Source organism: Bacillus rhizoplanae, from assembly GCF_917563915.1.
GTDB lineage: Bacteria > Bacillota > Bacilli > Bacillales > Bacillaceae_G > Bacillus_A > Bacillus_A rhizoplanae.
Genome location: NZ_CAKJTI010000002.1, coordinates 1 through 17,131, shown reverse-complemented (window position 1 = coordinate 17,131; position 17,131 = coordinate 1). Strand labels below are relative to the sequence as shown.

At 39.5% G+C, this 17,131-nt stretch carries 8 protein-coding genes; 3 read left to right on the top strand and 5 right to left on the bottom strand.

The features are described 5' to 3' along the window. Positions 1 to 27 precede the first annotated feature (27 nt). Positions 28 to 819 (bottom strand): alpha/beta hydrolase, encoded by a 792-nt coding sequence (locus LRP84_RS02180; RefSeq protein ID WP_230573576.1) that lies wholly within the window; start codon positions 817 to 819, stop codon positions 28 to 30. A 74-nt stretch (positions 820 to 893) separates the two neighbouring features. Between LRP84_RS02180 and LRP84_RS02175 the strand changes: the two genes are divergently transcribed. From LRP84_RS02175 to LRP84_RS02165, 3 genes are all read left to right on the top strand, one after another. After that, positions 894 to 1,409: a gamma carbonic anhydrase gene (locus LRP84_RS02175; protein WP_230573575.1), complete on the top strand. Its 516-nt coding sequence runs from the start codon at positions 894 to 896 to the stop codon at positions 1,407 to 1,409. A 144-nt stretch (positions 1,410 to 1,553) separates the two neighbouring features. Beyond that, positions 1,554 to 2,096: a phosphatase PAP2 family protein gene (locus tag LRP84_RS02170; protein ID WP_230573574.1), complete on the top strand. Its 543-nt coding sequence runs from the start codon at positions 1,554 to 1,556 to the stop codon at positions 2,094 to 2,096. A 97-nt stretch (positions 2,097 to 2,193) separates the two neighbouring features. Then, a complete protein-coding gene (locus LRP84_RS02165; RefSeq protein WP_230573573.1) occupies positions 2,194 to 3,339 on the top strand; it encodes a glycosyltransferase family 4 protein in 1,146 nt (381 codons plus the stop codon). A 276-nt stretch (positions 3,340 to 3,615) separates the two neighbouring features. Here the strand turns inward: LRP84_RS02165 and LRP84_RS02160 are convergent, their stop codons facing one another. The 4 genes from LRP84_RS02160 to LRP84_RS02145 all read right to left on the bottom strand — a co-directional run bounded on the left by LRP84_RS02160 (position 3,616) and on the right by LRP84_RS02145 (position 17,004). After that, entirely contained in the window at positions 3,616 to 4,215 is a 600-nt protein-coding gene (locus LRP84_RS02160) for a CalY family protein (protein ID WP_230573572.1), read from the bottom strand. Between the two features lie 200 nt (positions 4,216 to 4,415). Then, positions 4,416 to 8,552, bottom strand: coding sequence for a S8 family serine peptidase (locus tag LRP84_RS02155; protein WP_230573571.1), 4,137 nt, complete (start codon positions 8,550 to 8,552; stop codon positions 4,416 to 4,418). Between the two features lie 365 nt (positions 8,553 to 8,917). Continuing rightward, positions 8,918 to 13,069, bottom strand: coding sequence for a S8 family serine peptidase (locus LRP84_RS02150; RefSeq protein WP_230573570.1), 4,152 nt, complete (start codon positions 13,067 to 13,069; stop codon positions 8,918 to 8,920). Between the two features lie 401 nt (positions 13,070 to 13,470). Further along, a complete protein-coding gene (locus tag LRP84_RS02145; protein WP_230573569.1) occupies positions 13,471 to 17,004 on the bottom strand; it encodes a S8 family serine peptidase in 3,534 nt (1,177 codons plus the stop codon). Positions 17,005 to 17,131 lie beyond the last annotated feature (127 nt).

Sequence of the window (17,131 nt, the reverse complement as noted above, 5' to 3'; positions counted from 1 at the left end):
TCTAAATGTATTACGAATTTCATCTGTTTATTTGTCTTTCTGAATTAAATGTGTTTCTACAAATGATTTTGCATATGCGAAAACGTCATCTTTTTCATACTCATTAAATAGCTCATGATAACAATTCGGCCATTCCTTGTATGCTTTGTCACTAATTTTCAGATTATCAAACCATTTGCGGACACGTGTTTTATCTACAAGTTTATCCTCACATGCCTGCATTAGCAAGAGTGGTACATCTGGAAACTCATCGCGTTTTTCATGTGCGATTTCTATAGCTTTAATTAACTCACTATACCAACGAACTGATACTTTGCGCAAGAACAATGAGTCATTTTCCATCGCATCACGAATTTCATGATTACGCGTTGCCATTTCAACTGTAATATTTGAATTAAACTGCATTTTCGGTGCAACAACATTCAGCACTTTTACAATAGCACGAAGCGGTACTTTAGGATTTGCTACAACCCCTAAACATGGCGAAGTTAAGATTACTCCTTGCATATCCATTTTCGTTTCTTGCAGCACACGAATGACCGTTAAGCCTCCCATACTATGCCCATATAGAAAAATAGGCAAGTAATATTTTCTCGCTTCTTTAATCCATGTCTTTACTTCTTCTATGTATTCATCAAATGAAGTAATATGTCCTCTATTTCTTGAAGTTGTTCCGTGCGCTGGTAAATCACCCATCACAACATGAAATCCAATATGCCGCCACATTTCTGCAAGTGACACATAACGGCCATGATGCTCCATTGCACCGTGTACCATAACTATAACAGCTTTCGCCTCTTCTGCTTCATAATTCCACATAAAACTCCTCCATTTCACTCTGTTTCATAATTTGCTACACTTATATTAGTTTCTAGGAGAGGAAGGCTACTTATATGATTTATCCTTACAAAGACAAAAATCCGAAAATTGCTAATAGCGCGTTTATCGCTGACTATGTCACAATTACAGGTGATGTAACAATTGGTGAAGAATCAAGCATTTGGTTTAACACTGTCATTCGTGGAGATGTTTCTCCAACCATTATTGGAGACCGGGTCAATGTACAAGATCAATGTACACTTCATCAAAGCCCGGCATATCCGCTTATTTTAGAAGATGATGCAACAATTGGACATCAAGTCATTTTACATAGCTGCACAGTGAAAAAAGACGCTTTAATCGGCATGGGGTCCATTATTTTAGACGGAGCTGAAATTGGTGAAGGTGCATTTATTGGTGCTGGCAGTTTAGTACCACAAGGAAAGAAAATCCCGCCAAATACACTTGCATTCGGCCGCCCTGCCAAAGTCATTCGCGAGTTAACGGATGAAGACCGTAAAGATATGGCTCGCATCCGTCGTCAATACGTCGAAAAAGGACAATATTATAAAGGTTTACAAACAAAATAATTTTTTTAGCTGCCACTATACAGGCAGCTTTTTCTTTGCAAAATTCTACGTTTTCTTTACAAAATCTTATTATTCCCTCAATAAAATTTTATTAAAATAAAAGTAAATCTTCAAATATATATGTAGTGAGGAGGAGAATTTTTCATGAAAACTCGTTCCATAAGCTCCTTATATAAAATAGAGTGCTACATCTTCGAAGGAATTAATCGCTATTTTGAACGCAAAACATTAAACATCTTTTTTCGCACCATTACACATATGGGCGGTGCTACCGTTACGATTTCCCTCGTTCTATTCTTACTTTTTTTCACAACCGGAACTTTACACAACGCATCAATTGCAAGTGCTGTTTCCCTTGCGATTAGCCATATACCTGTGCAAATTCTAAAAAAGTTTTATCCAAGAAAACGGCCTTATTTAACAATTCTTAATGCAAAGTATCCAACAAATCCATTAGTAGATCATTCTTTTCCATCAGGACACACGACTGCTATCTTTTCTGTTATTATTCCTTTTTTATTATATGAACCAAGTATGACATTCTTGCTGCTTCCAATAGCGATTAGCGTGGGTATTTCACGCATTTATCTCGGCCTGCACTATCCATCTGATGTACTTGTTGGCACGTGCCTCGGAACAATGTCCGGCATTGTTTCTTATTATCAACTCATTCCACTTTTCATATAAGGTGAAACTTCCATCAGTGTCTCTTTGTTTTCTCTGAACCTTGAGGTGAGGAATCTTACTGCCTGTTAATAGCGGGATAGAAGAAGGAGGGGATTTGATGAAAATTGCCATCTTTACAGATACATTTACACCGCAAGTGAACGGCGTTGCAAAAACACTCGATCGCTTTACACAGTATTTGCAAAAGCAAAATATCTCTTACTCAGTATTTGCACCGCAGCATACAGCGGAAGATAATTTTGTTACGAACGTCAATAAAATAAAAAGTATTCCGCTTAAACTACTATATCCAGAATGCCGATTAGCTTTTCCAAATCCACGTTTCATCAAAAAAGAACTATTTCAATTTCAACCAGATATAATACATGTCGCAACACCGTTTAATATGGGACTTTGCGGCATGTATTACGCCAAAAAACTAAACATCCCTCTTGTCGGTTCGTATCACACAGATTTTGATGCTTATTTGCAATATTATAAAATTGAATTTTTCTCCAATATGTTATGGAACTATTTAAAATGGTTTCATAGCTCCCTGCAAAAAACGTTCGTACCTTCTTTTGAAACGATGCATCAATTACAGAAAAAAGGCTTCCAAGACTTATACTTATGGAGCCGCGGGGTAGATTGCAATCTATTCCATCCTCATTATAACGAGGACGTATTTCGAAAAAAATATAACATTACATCGCCCTATATCCTCTCTTACGTTGGACGTTTAGCTCCTGAAAAAGATATCGAAACATTGCTGGCATTAATCCAAAAAACAACGAAAGAACGAAAAAACGATATTCATTGGCTGATTGTCGGAGATGGCCCTCTCGCTAGTGAAGTAAAAGAAACAAAAACAGAGAACATAACATTTACTGGGTATTTAAAAGGAGAAGAGTTAGCTAAAGCATATGCTTGTTCAGATGTTATGGTATTCCCTTCTGCAACAGAAACATTCGGAAATGTCGTCTTAGAATCCCTCGCATGCGGCACACCAGTGATTGGCGCAAACGCAGGTGGTGTGAAAGGCATTATTACGCACGGAACAACAGGATTTCTTTGTAAGCCGAAACAAACGGACTCTTTTTTATCTTCTATTTACACATTGCTTGATCAGAAAGAGCAACGTGAATACATGGGGCAACAAGGTAGAAACTATGCTTTAACACAAAGCTGGGATGAAATTTTCAGTGACCTCGTGATGCATTATGAAGATGTCATTCAAAATCGAAAAGCAGACATGCTGGCTTAAAGTGAAACGTCCCTCAGTGGAGGTTAGTTGAACCAATCGGACTCTTCCCCCCCACCTAGCTTCTTCGCTTTCTCTACATCTTGAGGTGAGGGTCTTACTGCCCGTTAGTGCGGGATAAACTCAGCTTATGTATCATCAATTTACAAGTAAAACTGCTTGTACAAAATAAGAAGAGAGGTCATCCTTCATAGTATGACCTCTCTTTCTCTTGCATTTTCATTTAGCGGCTAAGTCGTTACATAAACTTCACATAGATATAATGAATAAAATTCGAGCTTATTTGTCTTTACCTTTTGTTTGAGTCGCATCGAACGTCCAGTTCAATTTCAACGTATCTCCTTGGAATACGTTTTGATCTTCTCCATTATCTACAAATGTAAATTTCACATAGAAAGTATCATCATTGCCTGGAGCAAGTCCGTTTCCTTCCCAGTTTACGATACCTTTTTCTACAAGATCAGGAAAGTTACCATCAGCAGTAGCTTGTTTCAATTCAGACAAAGTAGTTTCCCATACAGGAACTGTGTTCTTGTCTATGTTCCATAAGAATTCCACTTTAATATGATCACCGAAATCTGCATCTCCGTTATCACCTTTTGCATCTGTTACAATGTAGTCAGTAAGAAGATGAACGTCCTTGATTTTCAAAGTGCCGTTGTTGATTAAGTGGAAATCGCGTTCCACTTGGTCACCTGGTTTGATATTGTCAACATCGATGATAACTTGTGGATCAATGCTCAAATCTAATGTACCAGCCGCAAACGTGTTTGCTGATACTTCTTTATCACTGAAGTACGCAAACGTTCCGCCTCCAATTAAAGATAAACCAAGAACTGCGGATGCAACACCCATACCAAGTTTTTTCTTAAGACTCATTTTCATAATCCCCCTAATTTTATAATATTTAAAAGCCAATAAGCCCATATGAAGTAAAACAAAATCACATAGTTTGTTCTCTTGAAGTTCTTAATAAAGAACCGTTATTGTTATTCAAGAGCGACTATCGATATTTGCAGAAGATGAAATTTCCCCCTCTTTTATCAACAGCCGCTCCTAAGACGACTTCTTTTTTATGTTTATTTCTTCGGCTCTAGACCGATAAGGCGTAAGAAGTCTGCCAGACCTTTTTTGCCAATGGTTTCTTTTGGCTTGACCACCTCTGGAACGCCAACTTCTTTTTGTAAGAAGTTTTTCTCAACGAAGCGGACATCTGTCTCGTCTACGACACCGTCTTGATTAATGTCTTGCGGCAAGATAGATGCATCTTTCTTACCGTATACATCGACTACACTTTGCATATCACGAATATCAATCAATCTATCATCATTCACGTCTCCTGCAAGACCTTTTAGGGCAGCAAATCTAAAGTTTTGCCCACGCTGTTCACCGTTTACCAAATATCCAGGAATAAACTTCTTCATTGCTTTTAGATGTCCTGGAACCTCAGCAACAACTGTGAATACTTCACCAGAAGCTGGGATACCGGTGATACGGTATTCTCCTTGTTTATCAATGGTTCCCTTATATTTTTTACCGCTCGGAGACAGCGCATATACTTGGGCACCGATTTTTGTATAATCTCCCTGTTTCAAATAACCGCCTGCTGTCAAAAATGCTTCCGGCCCTATATAGCCTGTCACAGTCGAATGCTTCGTAATGATGTTAACATTTTGCGTATTGTAAAAAGGAATGGCAGTAGCTGCCGCTTGTCCCACTTTCATATAAGATGCCTGTTTTACATCCATAAAGATATCGCCAGAATACGATTCATCATGTACTACTTTGAACGTGACATCAAGGAAAGGCATATCTCCGTCCAGACCGCTGAATGCATTCCCTTTCATAGATGCGCCAACCTTTACCGTACTAAAGTAATCGCCATCCGCCACCACAGGCTCTTGTAGTGATACCTCCAAGCCATTTTCCTTTACATACTCGTTTGCCGCATTGTTCAGCTTCACATTCTCAAACTTAAACAGATCTTTGATGAACTCTACCTGGAATTCCCCAGATACAAGCTGCTTCACATTATTCAAGCTCAGTGTCATTGTTACGGTATCACCGACTTTTACGTCTTTCTTATCGTAACTAGAAGTCGTATACTCTGTACCTTCTTTCATGAAGATATAGTCTTGTCTACCAACGGCCGTTGCCATATCAAACGTAGTCAACTTAAATTTTAAAGGTTGTGTTGCAATATCGCTTTCCTCAATTCCAAATTTTACATCTCCGTTTGCTTGGATCGGGAAGAATGCCTCTATGAATCCAGAGTTTCCATAGTAAGCCATTGTATTGGACGATTGATCATAGTTCAACCCTTTGGATTTTAATAGATTTACTGTCGCATCCTTGGCTGTTCCATGCAGCCATACTGCTTTTTGTCCATCCTCTACTGTAAACATGGAGTCATTAATCTCGATTACACCCGGTTTTTTATCCATGTTCACTTCCGGTGCTGTATTGTCCACAATCATCGGATTGCCTACAACATATGATTTTCCTTCCTCATCATGCCCAATCATTTCAATTGTATAGTCTCCTTCTGGAAGTTTTACAGGGACATCTCCAATTGGCTTGGAAGGATCATTTGTAAATGGATAGACATAGCTATTGAACAATATGCCACCATACTCTCTATCTGTCATCATGTTGCTGCCATCTATCGTTCCGGTCAATCCTACGGCTTTCCCCGATTTGCTGTCCTTGACAACTATATCGATTGTTTTCATTGGGCTATTCAACTTCATTTTTCCAAGGATGAATGGCCTCATGTATTGCCAGAAAGGCGTATTAGTTGTTACCGATGGTCGTTCCGTTTCCATATAGGCAAATCCCTTTTCCGTCACCATGACAGCGAATGGAATTTGATACGTTTCGGCCGAATTATTCGCATTCGTTACATGAATATATCCTTCATATCTGCCTGCCGCTGCGCTAGCAGGAATCGTAATTTTCGGCTCTAGCTCCTGCGATTGTCCACTTGCTACTGTGATGGACGCCGGTACCGCAACTTGTACACCGTTCTTCACCGCATCTTGGATACCTGTACGCTCGCCATGGTACTCCACTTCCACTTTAAAGGATTTTTCTTCCTTACTATGGTTTTGAACAGCCACTTTTTTGCTCACTTCAATTGGTTTATCACCTTGCTTATAATGTCTGCCAAACACGATAGATCCCGTTTGTTCATCAATTTCCACAACGTTTCCGTTCTCTACATTTTGTGTTTTATCTAATACTTTGATGGATGTGTCTGTATGAACAGCTTGATATGCATCGATGCGCCCAGCACCTGCTTCGTATACAGAATAGTCCCCATTCAAATCATCAGATGTATTCATAAGAGCCGCTTTTACATCAAAAGGTGTATATTCCGGATGCTCCTGCAAAATCAATGCCGCTGCACCTGCCACATGAGGAGTAGCCATAGACGTGCCAGACAAGCGTACATATGCATTGCTGTAATTAGTGCCGTCCTGCGGATCGTTGATATACTCCGGTGCAGTAGAGAAAATTGATACACCAGGAGCGACTACATCCGGCTTAATATCGTAGTTTCCGTTTACCGGTCCGCGTGAGCTGAAATCAGCTAAGTGATCGCCTTCCGTTTTTGTATTGCTCAGTGTTTCAAATTTGAAAGATACTTCGCCTAGCCCCTTTAACCGTTCGCCATCCGCTTTTGAGAGGCGGAAAGATGGAATAAGACCTACACCCTCACCTAAGTAGGCAGGTATTTGTCCGTCGACATTGTTATACACGATAACCGCTTTTGCCCCGGCTTTTTTGGCGTTTTTGATTTTTTCATCAAACGTAATTTCCCCGCGCTGAATCAACGCAATTTTTCCGTTTAAATCTTTCCCCGCAAAATCAGATTCTTTCCCAAGTCCCGCAAATACAATTGGTAAGGATTGTCCTTGTAAATCTTCTAACTTATCAGGAAAATCTTTGCCTAATAACTGCATGTTTTCAAACTTTTCATTGGATACACTTGCACTGAATGTAGGAATAGACATGGAAACATCGCTTGCCCCTACTGAAATACCAAGAGCTGCCGCTCCTGGGGAACCGAGAGTTTTTTCATTCGGTCCGGAGTTTCCTGCGGCAACAACAGTCACCACACCTGAAAGCATGGCGTTATTCGTCGCGACGGAAGTAGCATATAACGGATCATTTGTCTGGGCACCTAGCGACATATTGATGACGTCCATACCATCTTCAATCGCTTTATCGATTCCAGCAAGGATTCCCTCTGTATATCCAGCTCCCCATGGTCCTAAAACTCTGTAAGAATATAAATCTACTTCAGGTGCCACACCTTTCACAGCATAATCCGCATTGTTTTTCTTTTGAGCTGCAATCGTTCCAGCTACATGTGTACCATGATTTGTATAATATACATAGCCTGGATATTCCGGTTTACCAGCTTGTATCCAATCCTCGTATGTTGTTTCCATCGGATCTGCATCGTTATCTACAAAATCATATCCGCCTTTATAAGCATCTTTTAAATCAGGATGATTGTAGTCAACACCTGTATCAAGAACGCCGACTTTAACCCCTTTACCCATAATGTTCTCTGCATGAAGCTTGTCCACACCAATTTGCGGAATGCTGTCCGCCATTTTTGGCTCGATTGTTTCTTTTGTTTCTACTGGAGGTTCTACTTTTACCTCGTAATCTTTAAAGACACGTTTTACTACTCCAGATTGCAGCAAATCCTGCACTGCAACACCAGGTAAAGTCATCGCTACGCCGTTGATCGCATTTTTGTATTCGCGTGTAACCTTCATTTTTTTCGTATCGTACGTGCCGGCATCCTTCTTCGATTTCAAGGATTCGACATGTTGCTTAAACACTTTATGTTCTTCATCCACTTTTGCTTGCGCAGCACTAGAAGATATTTTCTTTCCTTTTGCCGCTTGTTTCATCACTTCAATTTTCGCTGGAGCCTGATTGAATTCCACGATAACTTTGACTAATTCAGGACTATTAGAATCAATATCAGGCGAAATCGTAAAGTTAGGATTTACATCTAATTGCTCTAAAGCCTTTCTTTGATCCGCAGACAGGCTCGTCAAGACTTTCTCCGCATTATCAACTGGATTCAATGCAACCGGGCTTTCTGCCAATACGTTATACGGAATGCCTTGTGACAATAGCATGCCTACAGCTAACGTTCCTATAAGAAGCTTCCCTTTTTTTCTTCTCTTCATAGCGCATCTCCTTTTCCTCATATAATTGTTTTACAAACAATCCGCGAAACTAGTAAACTAAGATGCCATTCTGAAAATCAAACAAAAGAAGTAACCTTTAAAGCTATCGATCTCACTTTGTGTAAAAATATAGTGGATAAAATCTATCATTAGATTAAGTTAGAAATCATTAGTGAGGGATGAAGAAAATCCCCCACTAATGGAAATTTCACTTTATCCCGCATTAACGGGCAGTAAGACCCCCACCTCAAGATTCAGAGGAAAGCGTGGAAGATAGGTGGGGATAACTGCCCGTAAAAGCCCGATTGGTTCAACTAACCATCAGTGGGGGATGAAACCCCCCCACTGATGGAAGTTTCACTTTATTATTTCGATTTCGGCTCCAAACCGATCTGGCGCAGGAAATCTTCCAGTCCTTTTTTACCGATTGTTTCTTTTGGCTTAACCGCTTCTGGAACGCCGACTTCTTTTTGCAAGAAGTTTTTCTCAATGAAGCGGACATCTGTCTCGTCTACGACACCGTCTTGATTGATGTCTTGCGGCACGATGGATGCCTCCTTCTTACCGTATACATCAACTACACTTTGCATATCGCGAATATCAATTAATCTATCACCATTCACGTCCCCTGCAAGATTTTTAACACCTATTCTAACATGTTGCCCGCGCATCTCACCGTTTACAGAATATCCAGGAATGAATTTCTTCATCGCTTTGAGATGTCCCGGAACATCAATAACAACTGTGTATGCTTCATTAGAAGCTGGGATACCATAAATGGTGTAGAATCCTGTATTATCAATTGTTCCCTTATATTTTTTACCGCTTGGGGACATCGCATATACTTGAGCACCGATTTTTGTATAATCCGCTTTTCTCAAATACTGAGAACCCTCATTCCCAATAAAAAATGCTTCCGGTCCGATAGAACCCTGCACTCTCGAATGCGTTGGAATGATGTTAAAACTTTCCGTATTATAAAAAGGAATAGCAGTAGCTGCTGTTTGTCCCGCTTTCATATAAGACCCCTGCTTTACATCAAATCCGATAACATTATCGAAAAATGCATCACTTACTAATTTGAACGTGACATCAAGGAAAGGCATATCTCCATCCATACCGCTGAATGCATTCCCTTTCATAGATGCGCCAACTTTCACCGTATTCTTGTAAGTTCCTTCTGTCACCACAGGTTCTTGCAGTGATACCTCCAGGCCTTTTTCCTTTACATACTCGTTTGCCGCATTGTTCAGTTTCACATTCTCAAACTTAAACAAATCTTTCTTGAATTCGACCTGAAATTCCCCAGATACAAGCTGCTTTACATTATTGAGGCTGAGTGTCATCGTAACTGTATCGTCAACTTTTACATCTTTCTTATCATAACTAGAAGTCGTATATTCCGTACCTTCTTTTACGAAGACATAGTTTTGTTGAACCATTGCCGTTGCAATATCAAACGTAGTCAACTTCAAAGGTAACGGTTTTGTTGCAATATCACTTTCCTCAATTCCGAATTTTACATCTCCATTCGCTTGGATTGGAAAGTACCCATCATCTATGAACGGAGGGTTTACAGAGTAAAGCATGCTGTTGGAAGACTGATCATAGTTTAAACCTTTTGATTTTAATACGTCCACTGTCTCATCCTTGGCTGTTCCATGCACCCATACCGCTTTTTGTCCATCCTCTACTGTAAACATGGAGTCATTAATCTCAATTACACCCGGTTTTTTATCCATGTTCACTTCCGGTGCTGTATTGTCCACAATAAGCGGATTGTCTGCAACATATGATTTCCCTTCCTCATCATGCGCAATCATTTCCAGTATATAATCGCCTGCTGGAAGCTTCACAGGAAGATCGCCAATCGGCTTGGAAGGATCATTTGTAAATGGATAGACAGTACCACTGAATGCTCCTATAAGAAAAGTTTCTGTGTCTGTCAGTAATTTGCTGGTATTCGCTGTTCCTATAAAACCTACAGCTTTTCCTGTTTTACTGTCTTTGACAACTATATCGATTGTTTGCATCGGACTATTCAACTTCATTACTCCGTGGACCACAGGACCTAAATATTGCCAGAAAGGTGTCGTGTTTGTTACGGATGGTTTAGTCGTTTTTATATATTCAAATCCTTTTTCCGTCACCATGACAGCGAATGGGATTTGATACGTTTCGGCTGGATTGTTCGCATTCATCACATGGATATATCCTTCATATCTGCCTGTCGCTGCGCTAGAAGGAATCGTAATTTTTGGCTCCAGCTCCTGTGATTGTCCGCTTGCCACTGTAATGGATGCCGGTACCTCAACTTTTACACCGTTCTTCACTGCATCTTGAATACCTGTACGCTCGCCGTGATACTCCACTTCCACTTTAAAGGATTTTTCTTCCTTGCTGTGGTTTTGGAAATTCACTTTTTTGCTCGCTTCAATTGGTTTATCACCTTGCTTAAAATGTCTGCCGAACATGATAGAGCCTGTTTGTTCGTCAATTTCAACAATATTTCCGTTCTCGATATTTTTTGTTTTGTCTAATACTTTGATGGAAGTGTCCGTATGAACAGCTTGATACGCATCAATGCGTCCCGCACCCACTTCGTATACAGAATACTTCCCATTCAAATCATCAGATGTGTTCATAAGAGCTGCTTTTACATCGAAAGGAGTGTAATCCGGATGCTCCTGCAGAATCAATGCTGCTGTACCTGTCACGTGAGGAGTCGCCATGGACGTTCCTGATAAGCGTACATATGCATTGCTGTAATTCACACCGTCCTGCGGATCATTGATATATTCCGGTGCAGTAGAGAAAATTGACACACCAGGAGCGACTACATCTGGCTTAATATCGTAGTTTCCGTTTACCGGCCCACGTGAGCTGAAATCAGCTAAGTGATCGCCCTCCGTTTTTGTATTGCTTAACGTTTCAAATTTGAAAGATACTTCGCCTAGTCCCTTTAACCGTTCGCCATCCGCTTTTGATAGGCGGAAAGATGGAATGAAATCCACACCCTCGCCTAAGTAGGCTGGTATTTGTCCGTCGACATTGTTATACACGATAACAGCTTTTGCTCCGGCCTTTTTGGCGTTTTTGATTTTTTCATCAAACGTAATTTCTCCGCGCTGAATTAACGCAATTTTTCCGTTTAAATCTTTCCCCGTAAAATCAGCTGGTTTACCAAGTCCCGCAAATACAATTGGTAACGATTGTCCTTGTAAATCTTCTAACTTATCAGGAAAATCTTTCCCTAATAACTGCATGTTTTCAAACTTTTCGCTCGCTGCACTTGCGCTGAATGTAGGAATGGACATGGAAACATCACTTGCCCCTACTGAAATACCAAGAGCTGCCGCTCCCGGGGAACCGAGTGTTTTTTCGTTCGGTCCAGAGTTACCTGCGGCAACAACTGTTACCACACCTGAAAGCATGGCGTTATTTGTCGCGACAGAAGTAGCATATAACGGATCGTTCTTCTGAGCACCAAGTGACATATTGATAACGTCCATACCATCTGCAATCGCTTTATCGATTCCAGCAAGAATTCCCGCTGTATTACCTCCGCCCCAAGGGCCTAATACTCTATACGCATATAAATCTACTTCAGGTGCCACACCTTTCACAGCATAATCCGCATTATTTTTCTTTTGAGCTGCAATCGTCCCCGCTACGTGTGTACCATGGTTTGTGTAATATACATAGCCTGGATATTCCGGCTTACCAGCATTGATCCAATCCTCGTATGTTGTTTCCATCGGATCTGCATCGTTATCTACAAAATCATATCCGCCTTTATAAGCATCTTTTAAATCAGGATGATTATAGTCAACACCTGTATCAAGAACGCCGACTTTAATCCCTTTACCCATAATGTTTTCTGCATGGAGCTTGTCCACGCCAATTTGCGGAATGCTGTCCGCCATTTTTGGCTGGATTTCTTTTTGCGTTTCTACCGGAGGTTCCACTTTTACCTCGTAATCTTTAAAGACACGTTTTACTACTCCGGATTGCAGTAATTCCTGCACTGCAACACCAGGTAAAGTCATGGCTACACCGTTGATCGCATTCTTGTATTCACGTGTGATCTTCATTTTTTGCGCATCGTACGTGCCGGCATCCTTCTTCGATTTCAAGGATTCGACATGTTGTTTGAACACTTTATGTTCTTCATCCACTTTTGCTTGCGCAGTAGTAGAAGCTATTTTCTTTCCTTTTGCCGCTTGTTTCATCACTTCAATTTTTGCCGGAGCCTGATTGAATTCCACAATAACGTTGACTAATTCAGGACTATTCGAATCAATATCAGGTGAAATTGTAAAATTAGGACTTACATCTAACTGTTCCAACGCTTTTCTTTGTTCTGGAGACAGATTCATTAATACCTGTTCCGCATTATCAACTGGATTCAGTTCAACCGCGCTTTCTGCCAATACATTATACGGAATACCTTGTGACAATAGCATGCCAGCAACTAACGTTCCTGTAAGAACCCTCCCAAATTTCCCTCTCTTCATACAAGTTCCCCCATCATTTCTTTTTATTTGTAGTCAATGTATAACATAAATTTACGAAGCTATTAGACTACGATTCTACTTCCTTATTGTAATAAAATAAAACTTTTCTGAAAATTAGCAAAAAGGAATATTTTTTATAGTTATAAGTTCTATACCGTATAGTACAAAAGAACTACTTTATGATTTAAAAGAAAATGAAAAAGTTGAAGTAGTACGTCCTTTTAATGGCACAATGCGACGAACAAGAAAAGACCCAAGTGAATAATCCTCACTTGGGTCTTGATTTAGTCATGTTAGCGATTTTATTCGCTGATAGGAAAGTATTTCACTTTCCTATCAGTCATAAGTGTAACTACACCTCTGTCTTCACTCTTAGGAGCCCGCCAATCGGCGAGTTTTCTCTATGATTGTTGACGAACCGTGACTTGCTTAGGTTCTGTTGTAACTTTAAAACCGTCTTTTGTAACCACATCAGCTGAGATCGTATACGTTCCATTTGGAAGATCCGCATTAGGTACCCATTGTGTTTTCAGTGTATGTTCATTTTTCACTTCAAACGAATCGACTATCTTTCCACTTGCATCTTTAACATTAATCGTCCAGTCTACTCTAGCATAAGCCCAGGCACTAATATTTGCAGGTTTGCTTTTGTTAATATTTGCAGTCGGAGTTATACTGATCGTTTGTACAGCCATAGTATATTTAATATAGTTCGGATCTCCCCAAACTTTGTACGATTGATTTCCTGCATAATCAATGGCTAGAATAATAATACTTTTCGGTTCTGTATTAACTAAGAAAGATTTTTGCTCAAGACCTAGTGAATAATATTGTCCATTCACCCATACAACAGCAGAATTAAAGTCACTTGCATTGTCTTGCGGATTGAAGGAAATTTCATATTTTCCGTTCTTTGGCGTTACTGTAATATCTGAAACGGTCGGAGCGATGGAATCTACCGTAATTGGCATTTTAACAATCTGCGGCTTTGCGTTTGGATAATCTAATGTTGTTTTAATAACATATTGGTAAACACCATCAGGCACATATTGTCCGGATGAGTCTTTCATATCCCATTTATATCCGTCATACTTTGTATCCCCATATGACATTATATTTTTTCTAAATTTCCATGGAGTACCAGTATATTCACTAAAGTCACCTAAATTTTTAATGAGATTTCCAGATTGATCTTCAATATACATTTCAGTTTTGTCTAAATTACGTAAGGATTGGAATGACGGATAGATACCATCGAGTATATAGTTTTTCGAGAATGCAATATGGTTAAGACTGAACCTTCCAGTATATGGGTTATACCCTAATGGATACCTTTCTGAATTCTCATCCCAAAGGGCCGTATATCCTACAAACGCATCCTTCTCCCATGCAGGTGCGTCGATATTTCGTGGTTCATCCCATTTTCCATAGAAGCCCATATATGGAACAGTTAAAGGAACAGCTTTATCCTGGTCTTTAGCAACCGGAACGAGACGAACAAATCCTTCTACAAAACTATTTTTCTTTAAGGAATCTGGTAAAGTTACATTAACAGTCAGCATTTTTGTTTGACCTGGTTTGATTTTAACTAATGCTCCTTCTGTTTCTGTAACTGTATTATCATTGACAGTGACTGTCGCACCATTAATACGTTCACTAGTTAATGTTAAATACTCTTTTGAATCCAATTGCCCATCACTATCTAAATCAAATTCCTTCATTTCCGTCTTATCTTTTAATACATCTACATAAACTTTATATTCAATATCCTCACTACTATTTTTACCTTTAGGAGCGTCGAATGCTTCCATGTTTAATTTGAAACTTGTATTTTGACCTATTTCCTTTAAAGCAACCGCTCCAGCTTGTTCTAAAGGCGCATTTCTATTTGTCACAATGACTGGTGTATGAATGGCATTTTGAATTTGCATTAGACCTGATCCTTGTACACGTGGTGAATATGGAACTTCTCCATTGGTCCTTGGATCCATGGCAAGATTAGCTGTATTCATTAAAGCAAGTTTTGCTTTTAAAACTGTATCTTCTGAATGGGTTAATCCTTTTTGATAAAGGGCCTGCAATAACAATGCCGAACCGCCTGCAACATGAGGTGCTGCCATGGATGTACCGCTCATCATTTCATAATCATTACCTGGTATAGTGGAATAAATATTTCCACCAGGGGCAGAAATTTCTGGCTTAAAATCTAATGTATGTGGAGTACCCATCGATGAAAAACTAGACATACTATCTTTTGCTGGGTTATCAACGAGAGTATCGCCTGCGAATTTCATACTTACATATTGACCGCTTGGCAGACTATTCATTTTACTCAGTAATGCTTCACCTGCAGCTTTACTTGTTGACGCCGTTGGTGTTGCAGTTGGCGTTACTGGTAGAGTAGCATAATCTGACCAATTTGCAGGTGGTATCATAATAATCGCCTTTGCTCCTGCACTCTTTGCTGTCCACTGAATGGATGAAACAGTACTATATGAATTTAATAGTTTAACTACTGCAATGTAGCCAGTTTTGCCTTTAGGATAATCTGATGCATTCTTTCCTTCCCCAACATATACCAAATCATAAGGTACATCTGGTGAAAGAACCTTAGAGACTTTAAAATTATACGATGCTGGAAATTGTGTTTGGTCTTTGAACGGCACCGAAAAACCACTTGCATCTGCTAATGCATTTAAATGAAGTTTAGTATTTTCATAGGAAGCAACCGATAACGCATATGGACTTACACCCGGTGCACCAACTGTTCCAATATCAGGATTTTCTGCATATGGTCTTAATGAAGAGGGAATGATATTATTTTTCGTACTGTAGGCTGAATTACCGGCTGCCACTACAACAAGAGTGCCTTGTTCTGTCGCAACTCGAATTGCTTTTTGGATCGGATCAAATTCTTCATCTACATAGCCTGCATCGGCACCTAAGCTCATGTTTATTACATCTGCATCCAATGTAATGGCATGCTCAATACCCGCTATAATATCATCCTCATAGGCACCACCGCCATTATCAGAAAATACCTTCTCAGCTAATAGTTGAACACCTGGTGCAATACCCTCGACACCGCCATTCGTTTCATCGCCATTTGCTCCAATTGTACCAGCCACGTGTGTACCATGCGGGCTGCCTTTTGTTCCCGGAATGACATTGGTATCATTGTCTGCCCAATCATATCCTGTTGGAATTTTATCGGAATACCAAATTTCGTTTACATCTGTCTCAACAAATTTTTGATTAATTTTATCTTGAGTCCATTTTTCTTTCGCTTTGGCTGTGTCAGATAGTTTCATATCTTTATGCGTATAATCAATCCCGGAGTCTACGACCGCTACTACTAATCCTTCACCTTTATAACCATATTGTTCCCATACTTTTTGAGCTTGTACTAATTCTTTACTTGCCCCCATCGTTTCCTGGTATGTTCTAGCAACATGGACATTCGTAACCCCTGGAATAGACTGGATACCTTTAATATTTTGAAACTCTGTTTCTACACTGAATCCGTTAAACCCTTCGAAAAAACGATGCTTCACTTTAATAGAAGCATTTGATTTAGAATTTTTTTCTTTTGAGATTTGTTCGATTACTTTGTCTTGCTTTTGTTTATATAAAGCTTTTTTGCTTTTGGCTGTTTGCTCAATTTCTGTTGGTTGTTCAACTTCTACAATTAAGCGAACAGTATCATTCGGTTTATATGCTGTAGCCAAACCTTCTTTTTTAACGTCTTTATATAGTGAATCATCTTGACCTGTTTCGATCTTATCCTTATCAAAAAATAATTGCCCTCTTTGTTCCACAATTTCTTCAACCATTTGCGACTCAGCAGGCGTAACATCACCTTCTGCAAAAACTGTAATTGATGAAAAGAATAATGATGTTATAGCTGCCGTGACCATTACCTTAAATGCTTTCATTTTTCTTATCTCCTTTTTTATTATTAAATGAACATCTTTCTTTTGTAACAAAACGTAATGATTACGTTTTTCATTACCAACTCAGTATAATACATCTTTGAAAATGTTGCAATAAATAATAATGATT